Source organism: Calothrix anomala FACHB-343 (genome assembly GCF_014696435.1).
Classification (GTDB): domain Bacteria; phylum Cyanobacteriota; class Cyanobacteriia; order Cyanobacteriales; family Nostocaceae; genus Aulosira; species Aulosira anomala_A.
Genome location: NZ_JACJQG010000019.1, coordinates 85,037 through 101,302, shown reverse-complemented (window position 1 = coordinate 101,302; position 16,266 = coordinate 85,037). Strand labels below are relative to the sequence as shown.

Here is a 16,266-nt window from a genome sequence, read left to right as displayed (position 1 = left end):
TAAAGTGCTTTAGCTGACTTTTGACCAAATTAATAATTCTCCTTGTTCGCCACCTGCGGCAATATACTGATTTTGGGGGTGCCAAGCGAGACAGGAAAATCCGGCTGATGCACCTGTAAGTATTTGGCTGACTTCTTGGGCGTTGTGCCATAAACACAGCCAGCCGTCAGCAGCTACGGAAGCGAGTAAAAAGCTTTGGGGTGCAAAGGCGATCGCATTTATTACTCCCACATGATTAGTTAAAACTCTGGCTTCCCAGCCTAATGACTCGTCTTCTAGCTTTTCCCAAACTACAATACCCTCAACGCTGGATGATGCTAAAATCGGTGCGCCTAAAGGAGTGGTAGCTTCTGACCATGCTAGGTGGCGAATTTTACCAGGAAAACCGCGCATCACCCAAGGATCGGGGTTTCCCCATTCCAAAACGGTGACGCTACGATCCATGTTTCCAGAACCGAGAAATCTGCCATCGGGAGACCATGCCATTGCTACACTGACTGTCGGCATGGATAATATATATGGTTCTTCATCCCAGTCTTGGGTGTGCCAAATTTTAACCCCTTGATAACCGCTAATGGCTAAGTATTGCCCATCCCTGCGCCAGTCAATCGCCAACACTGAGGAGTTATCAAAATTTAAGGTAACAACAATATCATTAGTATCCGCATCCCAAACTTGGACATAACGCCCCAAACTAAAAGCCAGTTGATTACTCGTGTGATTCCAAGCTAGTTTATCAACCCATGCCGGGGCATTATCCAAAGTGGCGATTAATTCATCACCTTGCCAAATTTTTACCTGTCCATCTTGTCCCGCGATCGCTAAAAATTTACCATCAGGTGAAAAAGCCAAGCAATCTACAGATTTACCATAACCAGCCTGTAAATTTACTAAATCATCTTCATTCCAGAGTATGACTTCCCCGGCGGCTGAAGTTGCAGCTAATGTATTACCATCAGTTGACCAAGCGATCGCAGTTACATAATCTGAAAGTAACGCCGAAGAGAATTCTGTAAATTCTTGGGCTTTGGTGGTGGAGTTCATGGGAAGGGACGGAAGCGAAGGGGGACAAGGGAAGGGGGACAAGGGAAGGGAGACAAGGAGGACAAGGGAGACAAGGAGGACAAGGAGGACAAATGACAAATGACAAATGACTATTGACTATTGACTAAACAAGCTTGAAAATCTTGCTTGAGTTTGGTTTCATCGAGATTGCGCCCGATGAATACTAGTTCGTTTTTGCGAGTTTCGGTTGGTTTCCAAGGGCGATCGGGTTTACCATCAAATATCATGTGTACTCCTTGGAAAACAAAGCGATGATCTTCGCCGGCAATATTTAAAATACCTTTCATGCGGAAGATATCGGGGCCTTGAGTCCGGAGTAATTCTGTCATCCAAGCGTTTAATTTTTGCCCGTCAAGTTCGCCTGGTTCTACTAAAGCTACAGAATAAACAGTTTCATCATGTTGATGGGCATCTTCACCTAAGAAATTGGGGTCGATTTCTAAGGCGCGATCTAAATCAAAGGCTTGTACCCCTAATAAAGCATCCATATTTAACTCAGAATTGCGGGTACGGTAGATTTTTGCTAAGGCATTCATTCCCCGAATTCGCTTTTCTAGTTCGTCTAGAATTTCTGGCGCGACTAAATCTGTTTTATTTAATAAAATTACATCCGCAAAGGCTATCTGTTCTTGGGCTTCATCGGCTTCCCAATGCTGCCAGATATGCTTGGCATCAACCACGGTGACAACCGCATCTAAAGATAGCTGGCTTTGCATATCTTCATCGACAAAGAATGTCTGAATGACTGGGGCGGGATCGGCTAAACCAGTAGTTTCAATGACTAAATGGTCAAATTTATCACGCCGCTTCATCAAATTGCCGATGATGCGAATCAAGTCGCCTCTGACTGTACAGCAGATACAGCCATTATTCATCTCAAAAATTTCTTCATCTGCATCGATAACCAATTGATTGTCAATGCCTACTTCCCCAAACTCATTGACAATGACGGCTACTTTCTTACCGTGTTCGTAAGTGAGGATGTGATTGAGTAAGGTGGTTTTACCTGCGCCAAGATAGCCGGTGAGAACAGTTACAGGGACAGAATTGGATGTTTCAGCAGAGAGCATAATCTCAAAGCATCTGTAGTGATAATCATTATCTGTTTATAATAGCGCTTGTTTTGAGAAATCGTGGATTTGGGCATTGGTAAGGGTTTCTGGTTGAGTTAGGTTCAGTATCGCACTTTCGCCAATTCTCAAACGCGATCGCGGGTTCTAGTCATCTTCAAGCATCCCTGAATCAATAGATAAGCGACTTATTGAGAAAAAAGCGAGATGAAAATCAAATATTTATTAGGCGTTGCTGATTGATGGGATGATTTTTATCTCACGCAAAGGCGCAAAGGCGCAAAGGCGCAAAGAATCGACTTTTAGTTTTGTCCAAAAGTCTGAATTCATCCCCCAAATATGCAACGCCATTTATTATTTCTGGACAAAACTCCTGTAATTATGTCTTTAGCAGATTTAGCTTGCCAAGTCATACATTAATTATCATCAATATAAACATTTAATTATTGAATATTTTTCCCTCATTTATCAAGAGACAAAACTCCTTGAATTAGGTCTTATCTCCTGTTTAAATCTATTGATTTCAGTTTGGATATCGCCGAAGATAGATTCAAGAGTTAAGCAAACACAGCTTAATTTTTCCAAAACACTTATACCGGGTAAAAATCATGTCTAGAATCACAATTTCCGACTTGGCTATTGACTCTAATTCTTTCATTAATGAAGTAGATGAAACTGAAGCGGCATTTGTTAATGGTGGCTTTGGCAAAAAAGCTGCTTTTAAGTTACTAACAGGAATATTAGCCAGCTATGCAGAGTTTGGCAAAATTTTTCTCGCGACATCTGATAAAATAGTAAATTTCTTAATCAGTTACTTATCTAAGTAATTAAATACAAATCATAAATAATGATACCATTTTGTGTATTTTGCTAAAAAAATGCTAGTTTCATTGAATAGCAATATTTATATACACAAATGGTATTTTTTTACTCACTTACTCGCTCCCATGCTCTGCGTGGGAGCGAATATTTATGAAGCTCTGCTTCAATTTATCATAATAGTTGTAGGTTGGGCTTACCCTGTGTAAACCCAACTGAACATATACTTAATTTTGAATTTTGAATTTTGAATTTTGAATTTTTAAGATGCTATCCTCAGCAATTCTTGAACTGGTTGAGAATAGGAATCTGATTCAAAGTGGGGAATAATTTCTAGTTGTGAAATTTGTTGTTTTAACCAATCTGCAAATAACTCACTTATAATCTGTATTCGCAACTGCTGATCTAATTTTGGCTGGATGATTTCTTCTACCCAAATTAAATGTACTTTTTGGGCAATTACAATCGGTTTAAGTAACTCAGGTGAATTAGCGACAAAGACAGCAGCTGCAATATCTGGTTTAAATTCGTGACGATTTTTAATTCCCCGATAACCACCAGTGCGCCGCAGTTCTGGATTTTGGATATGTTGACGAGTCACATCCTGAAAAGTAATTTCGCCTTCTGTGACTGCATAAAATAATTCCCAGGCTAAATCTTCATCTTCTAAGACAACTTCATAGGTAACTGCTGCAAGATAATTTAGTTGATTTTCATAAAAGTATTGTTCAACTTTTTCGGCAAATAAATGCGCTGCTAATTTGACAGATAGCAAATTAATTTCGGCGATTTGTTCAAAATCTTCTAAATCTAAATGATGTTTTTGTAGCCAGTTCCAAGTATCTTCGGCTTTAATGAGTCTGTTGCTTGCTCTTAAAGCATCAGCAGCTTGTTGGAGTTCTTCATTTTCTACTTTGATACCTGCTTCCTTGGCTGTATTTAAGATAATTTTTCTGGTTGCGATCGCTTCTAATAAACTCGGCACTTGACAAGAGATTTTTAGTTGTTCAATTATTTCTCTTTGCGATACATTTAAAGTTTTAAACATTTTTCTAATCCTCCGAGAATTTAAAGATTTTTTTGATTTATGTGAAAGCAGACAGAGTAGATGCAATATAGTATGGTGTTGTACCTGAATCTGTGCGATCTGCTTTTAAATTGCAAAATACATCTTCAGGGCTTTTAACAGTCAACAGTCAACAGTCAACCGTCAACCATCATATTTAAAGCTCTAATCCGCCTTTTTGCAGCTTTTTAAACGGATCTAAAATGAAATCAATTAGGCGACGTTGACGGACAATTACCTCTGCTGTTGCGGTTTGTCCAGGTGTTAGGGGAATAGATTTATTTGCGGATTTAATCTCAGTTTGATTGAGAGATATTTCCATTTCAAAAACTTCTACTTTACCTTGAGGAGTCTCTAGAATTTTTGAATCTGGCGATATCCGCATAACTTTACCTGCAACTACTCCATAATCTTGGAATGGGTAAGCATCAAATTTGATTTTAACTGGCATTCCTACCTTTAAGAAACCACTTTGTTGACTAGGCATGTTAGCCTTGAGAATAAAGGGTATCTCTTTAGGAGCAATTTGGGCGATTGTTTGACCGGTTTGGACAACTACGCCAGGCTTTTTGATGGGTAAATTAAAAATTACCCCATCAATTGGCGATTTGATTAAGCGTTGTGCTAATTGTATTCTAATAGCAGTGATTTGGCTTCTGGTTTGAGCCATTTCTGATTTTAAACTGGTAATTTGGGTTTGCAAATCTTTCAGTTGTTCCTGATTTTTTAGCAAAGCTAATTTACCTGCTTGAATTAAACCTTGATAACTATTTTGTTGTTCTTGTAACCTCAACTTTGCTTGTTTAATATCTGCTTCGGCTTGACGCATTATTCCCTGATAACGGTTTCTTTCTTCTTGCAGGCGTAATTGTGCTTGTTTAACATCAGATTCACTTTGCTCATATATTCTTTCGCTTTCATCGGCAATTTTTTCTAATTCCACAACTTTAATTTGAGGAACAGCGCCCTCTTCTCCTAAGGGACGATAACGTTGAATTTCGGTTAAATCTGTACGCCAACGATTGATAGCTAATTTATAGGAAGTCTCAGTAGAAACCTGGTTTTGTTCAGCCTGAGAGACTAATGCCAGTTTCTCTAGTTTTTGTAAATTATAAGTACTCTGTTTCGCATCTAAAAATTCTTGTGCTTGATTAACTTGAGCGAGTTTTTCTAATTCTTGGGATTTATTTTGTTGTTCTTGTACCCCAATTGCTAGTTGTAATTGGTTTTTCAAGAGTTCTAATTGTGCTACTCGATTAATTAGTCCTTCTAGTTTTGCTGTTCCCTGTTGTAAGTCAGTTTTGAGGACATCAGAATCTAGTTCTACTAATAACTGTCCGGCTTTGACTTGTTCGCCTTCTTTGACTTTTACAGCAATAATATTCCCACTAGCTTGACTGTCTAATCTTTGAGTTTCACCTAATGGTTCAATTCTCCCTCTAGCGCTTCCTGTTTCATCAATTTTCGACAGCATTGCCCAAGGTAAAACAATAGCGCTAAAAACTACTAGAAAATAGAGTAAACTTCTTGTCCAGCGTTTTGGTAAAGCATCTAGTAATTCTTCTGTACCATAATGCCAATCTGGAGAATTAGTACTTACAGCATCATTTTCGGTGATGGTATTCGTTGTTAATTGATCTACTATTTTTTCGGTGATTACTGATGATGAATGATTAGCAGTATTAGGCATATATAAACTCTAGCCTTGTCAATATTTTCAGTGGTGATTCATTGTTATTTTGGTGTTTTTTAGCAGGAATACCTACTATCTTGAATTACGCAAAAATTATCAAAAACTTTAATTTATTGAACCGCCTTCTCTGCGAGAGGCTTCCGCCAACGCGCAGCGTCTCGCAGAGAAGACGCCAAGACGCCTTCGCGCAGCGTCTCCCCTTGGGAGAAGAATTCGTAAAGTGTGCGTAAGTCCGAAAAAATAAACCGCAGAGTACACAGAGTTCACAGAGTAATAAGAGTTTGAGAGATTTTTGCGTAGGTCATATCTTATAATTGTTGGGTTTCACTTCGTACCCTTCGGGAAGCAAGCTACAACCCAACCTACGAATGACAAATGACAAATGACAAATGACAACCCTCAGCAATTATTTTTAATTACGTCAACCTACTTACTATTTCAACTTGCTTGGGCGAGTTGTTGTTGATTGAGGTAGTAGTAATGACCTTTTTTCGCAATCAATTCTTCATGAGTACCGCTTTCTATTAATAAGCCCCGATCTAATACTAAAATTAAGTCGGCATTGCGAATTGTTGAGAGGCGATGGGCAATAATTAAGCTGGTACGTCCTTGGAGAATTGTATTTAAATTATTCTGAATAATCCTTTCTGATTCTGCGTCTAGATGACTGGTAGCTTCGTCAAAAATCAGTATGGGAGGATTACCTAATAAAGCCCGCGCAATTGCTAGACGTTGGCGTTGTCCACCAGATAGCATTCCACCACCTTCACCTATTTGGGTTTCGTAACCCATTGGTAATTGTTGAATAAATTCATCAGCACCGGCTAAACGCGCTGCTTCTCTAATTTCTTCTAAGGAAGATTCGGGGAAAGCGATGCTAATATTTTCGCGAATTGTACCACCAAATAAGAAGGTTTCTTGATCGACAACGCCAATTTGAGAACGGAGCGATCGCAATGCTAAACTGGTGACATCATAACCATCAATTAAAATCTTCCCGTCTGTGGGTGTATATAAACCCAAAATTAATTTTGCTAGAGTGGTTTTTCCCGAACCACTACGCCCTACTAGGGCTACAGTTTGTCCAGAGAAAATTTCTAAGCTGAGGTTTTCGAGGACGTTAATATCGCTATCTGGATGATAGCGGAAGGTGACATTTTCAAAGCGAATATGACCGCGAATTTGCTCTAAATATTGTCGGGGTTGATTTTGTAAATCTTCTTCTGGTGCGGCTGATAATACATCATTAATCCGTTCTGTGGAAATAATTACTTCCTGTAATTGATTCCAAAGTACAGTCAGGCGTTGAAACGGATGAATGATATTACCCAACAACATATTGAAAGCAATTAATTGCCCGATTGTGAGTTGATTTTGAATCACTAACCAAGCACCAAACCATAGTAAGCTTGTAGTTGCTACAGTTTCAATTGTTGAACTAAAAAATTCCATTTGGTTGCCAATTATCTGACCCCGGAATAATTTTTTAGTTAAGTTATTGAGCAATTCTTCCCAACGCCAACGCACGCTTTGTTCAATTGCCATTGACCGAATAGAACGAATACCTGTCAGGGATTGAATTAAATAACTATTCTCGTTGGCTAAAGCATTAAAAACTTCCCGGCTAATGCGGCGAAAGAATGGTGTAGCCACAACTGCTAAAATTAAAAATGGCGGCACAATTGCTAATGCTAGGATAGTCATTTGCCAGCTATACCAAAACATTAAGCCGATATAAATAAATACTGTCAATAAATCAAGGATAATTGACAGTGCTTCGCCAGTAAGAAAGCGCTGAATTTTCTGGTTTTCTTGAACGCGAGAAATAATATCCCCGACATAACGCGATTCAAAAAATGCTAGGGGGAGGCGGAAGGTATGTTTAATAAAACCTACCATCAGTGCTACGCCAATCCGGTTGGCTGTGTGGTCTAATAAATATTGTCGTAATGTGTTGAGGGCAACACGAAATAAACCAAAAATTAATAAACCACAACCGACAGCATTTAAGGTGAGAGTACTACCTTGAACAATGACTCTATCTAAAAGTAACTGGGTAAATAGCGGTGTAATTAATCCAAATATTTGGATTAATAAGGAAGCGATAAAGACTTCTAATAATACTTGCCAATGTGGTTTAACTAACTCGAATAATTGCCAAAATGGGGTATTAGCTTCTTCGCTTTCTTTTAACAGGGGGGTAGGTTGTAATATTAAAGCGTAACCAGTCCACCCAGCTTGAAATTGATGATGGGTGAGGGTACGTTGTCCGATCGCCGGATCGCCAACAATTACCTGTTTTTTGCTAATCTCATAGACGACGATATAATGATTGCCTTCCCAATGAGCGATCGCAGGTAGGGGTTGTTGTGCTAATTTATCTAAGCTGGCTTTGACTGGACGGCTAGCAAAACCAATACTTTCACTAGCAGTAGCTAAACCCCGTAAGGAAACGCCGATGCGATTGACGTTAGCTAAATCTCGCAATCGATTGATACTAAAGCTTTTACCCCAATAACGCCCAATCATCACTAAACAAGCGACACCACAATCAGTGGCGCTTTGTTGTTCAAAAAAGGGATAGCGCTTAGTTAGCTGTAACCATAAATGCTTGGCTTTGATTTGCGGTGAGGGAAAATAAACCCGTGATTGTGGCTTTTTTGGCGTTGCGATCGCGGGAAAAGGTATTACATTAGGAATTGGTGATGGGCGATCGTCTTTATCTGGTACAGAATTGCTAAATTCTGCCAATTGCGGCCAAAATTGCTGTGCTGTTTGCCAATCAGCAGTCCGCAATTGATAGATAATTGTCGGTTGGATTGCTTGCCAATTACCTTGTTTTGGCGCAGGGTAAATTTTACCCGGTATTAAACAATTACCATCAGCATGTCGCAATTTACCTTGATGTAGCAAAACTAACTTAGTTTCGGAATTGAGATATATCTGAGAAAAGTCTTGTATAGCTACTCTTTCAAACAAAGCCAAGGCTTGATGAATCCCTTCCACGGTTGCCTGTGGTTGTTGCTGACGATACAACATCAGTAAATCCCAACGTTCTGCACGTAGTAAAAGGCGATCGCAGATTTTGGGGTATCGAGCCATCAAAATCTGCAATACATCTTGCTTGAGGTAACACAGTTGTAAATTCGTCGAAGCTCTCGCTGCATAATAGCTAAATTCTGCATCGGGAAACAAGGTCATTTCCCCAAATGATGACCCTGCTGTTAGGGTAGAGATTAAGTTACCAGAACTATCTAGCAATCTGATTTTACCTGTAATTACTAAATAAATTCCTGCAGGCGCAGCTGTTGACTGCCAAAATAGTTTTGCTACTGCTGGTTCAATAATTTCCATATTTCTCCAGCAATTCTCTAATTCCCTATCAGTCAGCTTCTCATTCAAGAGAGCAGTTAAAAATTGACTTAGTTGTGCTTGGGAAAACTTTGATAACATTACCTCTCCTTTATCCCAAGTTTAATTATTAACTTGAATTAGATTAAATTGCTCGTAAAGGTGAGCAGAACTGGTAGATTGCAAGTCACAAATTCTCACAACATTAGCTTTTTTATCCGGCAGATTTTGTTTTTTATCTACACGGCGTTTTTGTGTAGATAAACCCATTTCCTTGAGTAATCTATTAATATGCCGATTACTAATTTCAATGCCAAATTCTGTAGCTAAATGTTTGCTTAACCATTGAGATGTCCAATTACTAAAAGCATAGCCATATTTACGAGGACTATGACTAATTAATTCTTTTAATCTTTCTCTATATTGTTGACTGACAATTTTTGGTCTACCTATGGGGCGTTGTTCCCATTCTGCAATTAAACCAGCTTTGGCAATCGCCATCCAATAACGTGCCATTTCTTGAGAACAACCTAAAATTTGGCAGATTTCAGTTTGTGATTTTCCCATATCCGCCAGCAACATAATTTCTAGTCGCCGGCGATAGTTGGCTTGTAAATTCTCTGGGAGTTTTTTCAATAAATTTTGGTATTGCTCGGTTGTGAAAAACTGATTTTCAAAATTTTGTAGAGAATTTCGGATCATAAAATTTAAGCACCAAAGCAGATATATATGCTGTAATCTGGCAATAGCAATTTGCCATGAAGATATAGCTGTTGACTGCTAACTGTTAACTGTTAACTGTTGACTGTTGACTGTTGACTGTAAAAAATAGCAATGGAATATTTTTTACTTGGCAGTTCCTTAATGGTGTAAAAATAGCAACATCAACAGCTAATATTCACTGTGATATTTGCTAGTTGTAGATGCTAGCACTCGCAAGTATTGGAATAGCAAAGTTTGATAAATAGCTGTCAACTAGATCATGGAACTGACTAGCTATAAATCTGTGTATTCACGCACTGTTTTGTTTTAGTCGCTAACGCTTAAGAATGTCAAGGCTGAATAAATTAAAAAATTAATTTTTCCCGACAATTTATCTAAACTTAATGGTTCCTTGGCAATTTTTCCCGAAAAAAGAATAATTATTGTTACATCTATCTCTAGACAGAAATTACTAAAAATAAAGATGTTATGTATGAATTTTTACATAACATTAAAAATTTCTGAAAGTAAGGTAAGATATGATGTTTGGCTACCTGATGACAGCGATCGCAGTTTTTGCGATGGACAATAAGAAGTAAAATAGATTTAAACTGCCTGTCCTAGCTCTGCAGGACACAACACCCGGATGGTTGGTGGGGTTTGTGGGCTAAAAGTTGTGAGAAACTATTACTCAGCACTGAGGATTTAAAATTAAATTTTGGTACAAATTTGGTACAAAAATTGTGGGTGTTAAGTTAGGAATACTGGGATTAGGTACTGTAGGGGCGGGTACTGTACAGTTGTTACAGGATGCGACTGGGCGTCACCCGTTATTAGAAGAACTAGAAATATATCGGGTAGGAGTGCGATCGCTTGATAAACCACGAGCGGTTGAACTACCAGCAGATATAATTACTACAGATTTAGAATCAATTGTTAACGATCCGGCTGTAGATATAGTAGTTGAAGTCATGGGGGGATTGGAACCAGCGCGATCGCTGATTCTCCAAGCCTTGAAAAACGGTAAGCATGTCGTCACCGCTAACAAAGCTGCGATCGCGCGTTTTGGGAATGAAATCTTCACAACTGCTAATGAAGCTGGCGTTTATGTCATGCTAGAAGCCGCAGTTGGTGGTGGTATTCCGGTAATTCAACCCCTAAAGCAGTCTTTAAGCGTCAACCGCATCCACACAGTTACAGGTATTGTTAACGGTACTACTAACTACATTCTCACGCGGATGCAACAAGAAGGCAGCAATTTTGAGGATGTGTTAGCTGATGCTCAAAAATTGGGCTATGCTGAAGCCGATCCCACTGCTGATGTCGATGGTTTAGATGCTGGCGATAAAATTGCGATTTTAGCTTCCTTAGCCTTTGGGGGACGGATTCACCTCCAAGACGTTTATTGTGAAGGAATTCGCCAAGTTAGCAAAACAGATATAGCCTATGCTGAAAAATTAGGCTTTGTGATTAAATTATTAGCGATCGCGAAACTTCACGGACAGGATACTTCAAAGTTATCTGTGAGAGTTCATCCCACCCTTTTACCCAAAGCGCACCCCTTAGCTAGTATCAACGGCGTGTATAATGCCATACTTGTAGAAGGTGAACCTATTGGGCAAGTCATGTTTTTTGGCCCTGGTGCGGGTGCGGGTGCAACTGCGAGTGCGGTATCATCTGATATTTTAAATTTAACCGCAACACTCAAAACTAAAACAGCCAGCGAGACAAAACCCAATCCTTTGTTAGCTTGTAGACATCAAGATTACTGTCAAATAGCACCCATATCCGAACTAGTCACTCGTTTTTATACCCGCTTCCTCACCAAGGATCAATCAGGGGTAATTGGTAAACTAGGTACTTGCTTTGGTAATTATGGCGTCAGCTTAGAATCAGTAGTACAAACTGGTTTTCAAGGCGATTTAGCAGAGATTGTTGTTGTTACCCATGATGTTAAAGAAGGTGATTTTCGCCAAGCTTTAACAGAGATACATAACTTGGAAGCAATAGATAGCATTCCTAGCTTGCTGCGCGTACTGTAATCTTATAGGGGAGAAATAATAAATATAGAGATTTAGGCTTTCTCCTCTATGAATAAAAAATCTGTTTTTTACCAGTAAAAATACACAGCATTGACATATATCCTACACAACTTTTTTAGTCAGCCATCAGTCTAAGCAATCATCAAATTCACATTTGTAATTTGGTGCAAAATTATGACTATTCGTAAACTTAGCTTGGTTAGCCTTTTAGCAGGATTAGTAGCAGCTTCTCTAAATTCTGGTATTGCTGGAGCCGTTACCTCTGTTCAACATCCTGCTTATCTCCACGCACGCAGCGATTTGCGCAAAGCTGAATTGCTTTTACAGCAACGTGATGAAACGAATGTCGAACAAGAAACAAAATTAGCCTATCAGCAAGTTCATCTCGCTATCCAAGAGATTGATAAAGCCGCAGTCTTGGATAAAAAGGATTTACAAGATAACCCAAATGTTGATACTTCTGTAAAACATTTAGATAAATTCCGTGCTATTTATAAACTGTTACGTAGTGCAGAAAAAGATATATCTGAACAAGAAGATACTAATGCTTCTAGAAGTTGGCGTAATAGAGCCAAAGGTAATCTAGAACAAGCCAAGCACTATGTAGAAATAGCTGCTAGTAGAGATGTGGTTGATGATTTACGCAGCGAGCATTATTAACATTTTTTGTATATAAATGCTCATTCCAATCCGCATTTCGATACGTAATTAAAATTTTCGTAGGGGCGGGGTTTCCCCGCCCTTGTGTGGATTTCAATGTTATGTTGTAGACGGCGCTATGCGACAACGGAACGCCAGATACATTAATATACTCTAGAGGGCATGGCAATGCCATGCCCCTACAATTTGTGGCATTCTGTTTTTAAATTGCTATAATTAGCTGATTGTGAAAAATTGCGTTACAAGCAGTTAAATAGATTATTTTAACTGAAATTCATCAAACTTAACTACCTGAGAATCTGGTTTGCGCGTATCAAATCGATAACTGCTAACTGTACCTGTTTCCGTATCAAAAATACTAAAAACAGTGATGTCATTACTCGCAATATATGGTGTAGGTTTCCCATCTTCGCCTAACAAGGGGGCGATATTTGGTACTATTGGTTCTAAACCATTAGGATTGCCCTGTTTAACATATTCTTCTTGATAACCATCAGGCACTTCTCGCTTTCTATCACCCCAAGCTGCACCGTAAGAGTTACCGACATTTGATGTTTCTAAAAAATGCATTCCGCTAGAACTAAGGAAGCGATTCCATAGGTGAGAATGCCCATATAAAACAAATTGTACGTTGGCAGATTCTAATAAAGGAATAACATCACGAATAATATAATCATTATTTTTAGGATATTCGTAACGTACTGCTTTGATATTACCAATATCATCGCGTTCAATTATCTGCACTGGATCGGTGTAAGCAGGGACAATGTTATCACCTAAAGTATGGGGTGGATGATGAAACATCACTACTTTATATTTTGCTTGTTTAAATTCATCGCTATTAAGTTCTGCTTCTAGCCAATTATATTGCTGGCTACCTTGAGCAAGAGGCTCATAAATTAACTGTCCATATCCCCAATTTTCAGGATTATTTAAATCTGCGGTTGCTTCGTTATATCTACCTCTATATGGTGAATCTAATTTAGGAGTGCGCCACATATTTGTAATGTACAAAACTACCAAACGCACATCGCCAAAGGTAACAGCATAATATCGCTTTCCGCCTGTGTTACTAGTTGGCAGAGTGAAAATTTCTTCGTAAGTATCAGTATTAAATGAATTATCTTTTAAAGATTTACCGCTATATAATCTTTGCGCAACTGCACGGGGAAATGAATCATTAAATTCATCATCTAAACTTTCCAGCCTTTGGAATCTTCCCATAACTTCATGATTACCAATGCAAGAAAATAATGGTGCATGTTGAATAATTTGTCCGCCAGTATAGGTTGTACTAACACCGTTGTGAGTCATTTTATAGTTAGCGCGTCCTTGTAAAGCGGGAAAAAACGCACCACCCCGATTATCATCAAACCATTCAGAAGCGCGATCGCTAATATTCACTAAATCCCCAGCAAACCAAACTGCGTCTACTCTTCCTACAGTTTCCACTACCTTTTGCAGATTGGCGGCTGTCATCGGTTTAAGTTGATGATCTGAAGTGAGTAAAATTTTTAATGGTGTCCCCGGTTTAGGCTTAGGCGCAAGGGTAAACACATCGCTGCTGACACTTTCTCCATCTTCTCGCCAGCTAGTTACGCGGTAATTTACCCGCGAATCAGCAATTAATCCGGTTATTTCCGCTTCATGTCGCCAAATATCACGGTTAACAGTTTGCTGATAAACTTGGCTATTTGCAGTTTGATTACCTACACGCGATTGTTGATCTTCTCTAGTGCGACTGAGTTTAATTGTACTTGCCCTTGCCGTCTTGGCTAAATTTTCCCCATAATTAACTGTATGTTGACTACCTGCAAACTCTGTAAACCAAACCACCCGCACCGAGTTTTCTGTTGGTAGCTGCAAAAATGGATCTGTCAGCAATTGCGGCGCTGATGTCATAATTGTTTCCCCAAATGAACGCACATTTACCAGGGTAAAGCATACAGTCAGTATAAATAATAGGACTAAGCCTAATATTTTTTTACGGCGTCTAAAACCTGTAAACATAGCTAATAGCAATTTGAAACAAGAATGCGACAAATTGTAGGGAAGATTGCCTTGTACTTTAGAATATATTGATGTGTTGCCAACATTTATAATTAATCCCTAATTGCAATAATTCCCGATTTTTATGACCTCTGCTTCTAACCAAGTTTATCCAATTATTTGGCACAATGATTCAGTATCGCTGATTGACCAAACTCGCTTACCTAACGAGTATGCTTTTGTAGAAATTCACCGCAGTGAAGATATGGCTTTAGCAATCACAACGATGATTGTTAGAGGTGCGCCAGCGATTGGTGTCGCCGCAGCTTATGGTATTTATCTTGGTGCGAGGGAGATTGAAACCGACAACCGCAATGAATTTTTACAACGCTTAGAGCAAGTCGCTCAATTGTTGCGTTCTACTCGTCCGACTGCGGTAAATTTATTTTGGGCAATTAGTCGGATGATGAGAACAGCCTATGAAAGTATCGGCACAGTTGCAGAACTGAAACAAACGCTGTTACAAACTGCCCAAACTATCCACGCTGAAGATTTACAAACTTGTCAGGCGATTGGCGATAATGGTTTAGCAGTTTTACCCAAAACCCCCCAAAAGCTGACAATTTTGACTCATTGTAACGCTGGTGCATTAGCAACTGCTGGTTATGGTACTGCTTTAGGTGTGGTGCGTTCTGCTTGGCGAGAAGGAAGATTAGCGCGGGTGTTTGCTGATGAAACTCGTCCCCGGTTACAAGGTGCAAAACTCACAGCTTGGGAATGCGTGCAAGAAGGGATTCCCGTGACTGTCATAACTGATAATATGGCAGCCCATTGCATGAAACAAGGCTTAATTCATGCTGTGGTTGTGGGTGCAGATAGAATTGCTGCTAATGGCGATACTGCGAATAAGATAGGTACATATAGCGTTGCGATCGCAGCTAAAGCACATAATATTCCTTTTTTTGTCGCTGCGCCTCTATCTACCGTTGATTTTGCCTTAATCGATGGTAGCCAAATCCCCATTGAAGAACGCAATCCGCAAGAAATTTATCAAGTAGGTGATACCAGACTCACGCCGGAAGGGGTGGAATTTTATAATCCCGCTTTTGATGTTACACCAGCAGAATTAATTACAGCCATCATTACAGAACATGGTGCATTTGCGCCTAGTGAGTTAGCAAAATCTCAGCCCAAGCAAGTAGTTTAAAATACAAGCTCAAATACCTGTACAATTTTGGTCATCTCATCTCAAGCCATTTGATGAGAATTTGTATAAGATGGACTGATCGATTGCCGATGATGTGAAAACATAAGTCGCATCTTTATTGACCAAAATTGGAGAATAAATGAACAAAAGATTTGTCTTATCCTTGCTTTCTTCCCCCGCACTGTTTGCATCTATGCTATCTATGGTCATGATGACCAAGCCTGTACATGCTAATCAAACAGTTACTCCCGTAGGTACTCATTTATCTTGTGTACGTTCCCCCCACTCAGCAGAGACTAAACAGGTATGCATAGAAGTTGAGAATACTGTTTCTCCAACTAAACCAGAGATGACAGTAGCGCAAGTACCGCAAGTGCAATCACCCGATCAACCTGCAGAACTAGAATTTACTGAAGCAGAAAGTGATGAAGCAATCAAGTTATTTGGTTGTGATTGTCCGGTGTGTATCAACGCTATACGTCAGTTACACGGTTTAGCGCCTCTACCTGTTTAGTGACTGTTGACTGTTGACTGTTGACTGTTGACTGTTGACGGAAAGAAAGATTTTTGGTGATGTCTTGTTAGTAAGTCAAACTACACTT

Annotated in this window: 12 protein-coding genes; 5 read left to right on the top strand and 7 right to left on the bottom strand. The window is 39.3% G+C overall.

Annotated elements, in window-relative coordinates; all coding sequences use genetic code 11:
* Positions 1-9: 9 nt before the first annotated feature.
* On the bottom strand, positions 10-1,044 hold the full coding sequence (locus H6G08_RS13300; protein WP_190542978.1) for a WD40 repeat domain-containing protein: 1,035 nt from the start codon (positions 1,042-1,044) through the stop codon (positions 10-12).
* Between the two features lie 110 nt (positions 1,045-1,154).
* Positions 1,155-2,135: a CobW family GTP-binding protein gene (locus H6G08_RS13295; RefSeq protein ID WP_190542975.1), complete on the bottom strand. Its 981-nt coding sequence runs from the start codon at positions 2,133-2,135 to the stop codon at positions 1,155-1,157.
* Between the two features lie 608 nt (positions 2,136-2,743).
* Between H6G08_RS13295 and H6G08_RS13290 the strand changes: the two genes are divergently transcribed.
* Entirely contained in the window at positions 2,744-2,962 is a 219-nt protein-coding gene (locus H6G08_RS13290) for a hypothetical protein (protein ID WP_190542971.1), read from the top strand.
* 254 nt (positions 2,963-3,216) lie between these two features.
* On the opposite strand, the gene H6G08_RS13285 is transcribed toward H6G08_RS13290, so the two are convergent.
* The 4 genes from H6G08_RS13285 to H6G08_RS13270 all read right to left on the bottom strand — a co-directional run bounded on the left by H6G08_RS13285 (position 3,217) and on the right by H6G08_RS13270 (position 9,766).
* Positions 3,217-4,002 carry a peptidylprolyl isomerase gene (locus H6G08_RS13285; RefSeq protein WP_190542969.1) on the bottom strand — a complete coding sequence of 262 codons (786 nt, stop codon included), beginning with the start codon at positions 4,000-4,002 and terminating at the stop codon, positions 3,217-3,219.
* 175 nt (positions 4,003-4,177) lie between these two features.
* The gene (locus tag H6G08_RS13280) at positions 4,178-5,710 is read right to left on the bottom strand and encodes a beta-barrel domain-containing protein (RefSeq protein ID WP_190542966.1); all 1,533 of its coding nucleotides are present in this window, start codon (positions 5,708-5,710) and stop codon (positions 4,178-4,180) included.
* Positions 5,711-6,151: 441 nt separating this feature from the next.
* Positions 6,152-9,166, bottom strand: coding sequence for a peptidase domain-containing ABC transporter (locus tag H6G08_RS13275; protein WP_190542963.1), 3,015 nt, complete (start codon positions 9,164-9,166; stop codon positions 6,152-6,154).
* A 21-nt stretch (positions 9,167-9,187) separates the two neighbouring features.
* Complete coding sequence (locus H6G08_RS13270; RefSeq protein ID WP_190542961.1) at positions 9,188-9,766, bottom strand: helix-turn-helix domain-containing protein; 579 nt, start codon at positions 9,764-9,766, stop codon at positions 9,188-9,190.
* 743 nt (positions 9,767-10,509) lie between these two features.
* On the opposite strand from H6G08_RS13270, the gene H6G08_RS13265 reads away from it, so the two are divergent.
* Together H6G08_RS13265 and H6G08_RS13260 are read left to right on the top strand one after the other, a co-directional pair.
* Positions 10,510-11,808, top strand: a complete 1,299-nt coding sequence (locus tag H6G08_RS13265; protein WP_190542959.1) for a homoserine dehydrogenase — start codon at positions 10,510-10,512, stop codon at positions 11,806-11,808.
* A 174-nt stretch (positions 11,809-11,982) separates the two neighbouring features.
* On the top strand, positions 11,983-12,468 hold the full coding sequence (locus H6G08_RS13260; protein ID WP_190542956.1) for a hypothetical protein: 486 nt from the start codon (positions 11,983-11,985) through the stop codon (positions 12,466-12,468).
* 258 nt (positions 12,469-12,726) lie between these two features.
* Here the strand turns inward: H6G08_RS13260 and H6G08_RS13255 are convergent, their stop codons facing one another.
* A complete protein-coding gene (locus H6G08_RS13255; protein ID WP_242046148.1) occupies positions 12,727-14,370 on the bottom strand; it encodes a purple acid phosphatase family protein in 1,644 nt (547 codons plus the stop codon).
* A 232-nt stretch (positions 14,371-14,602) separates the two neighbouring features.
* Here H6G08_RS13255 and mtnA point away from each other — a divergent pair, with 232 nt between their 5' ends.
* Entirely contained in the window at positions 14,603-15,664 is a 1,062-nt protein-coding gene (gene mtnA, locus H6G08_RS13250) for an S-methyl-5-thioribose-1-phosphate isomerase (protein WP_190542949.1), read from the top strand.
* Between the two features lie 139 nt (positions 15,665-15,803).
* On the top strand, positions 15,804-16,178 hold the full coding sequence (locus tag H6G08_RS13245) for a hypothetical protein (RefSeq protein WP_190542946.1): 375 nt from the start codon (positions 15,804-15,806) through the stop codon (positions 16,176-16,178).
* The last annotated feature ends 88 nt before the right edge of the window (positions 16,179-16,266 follow it).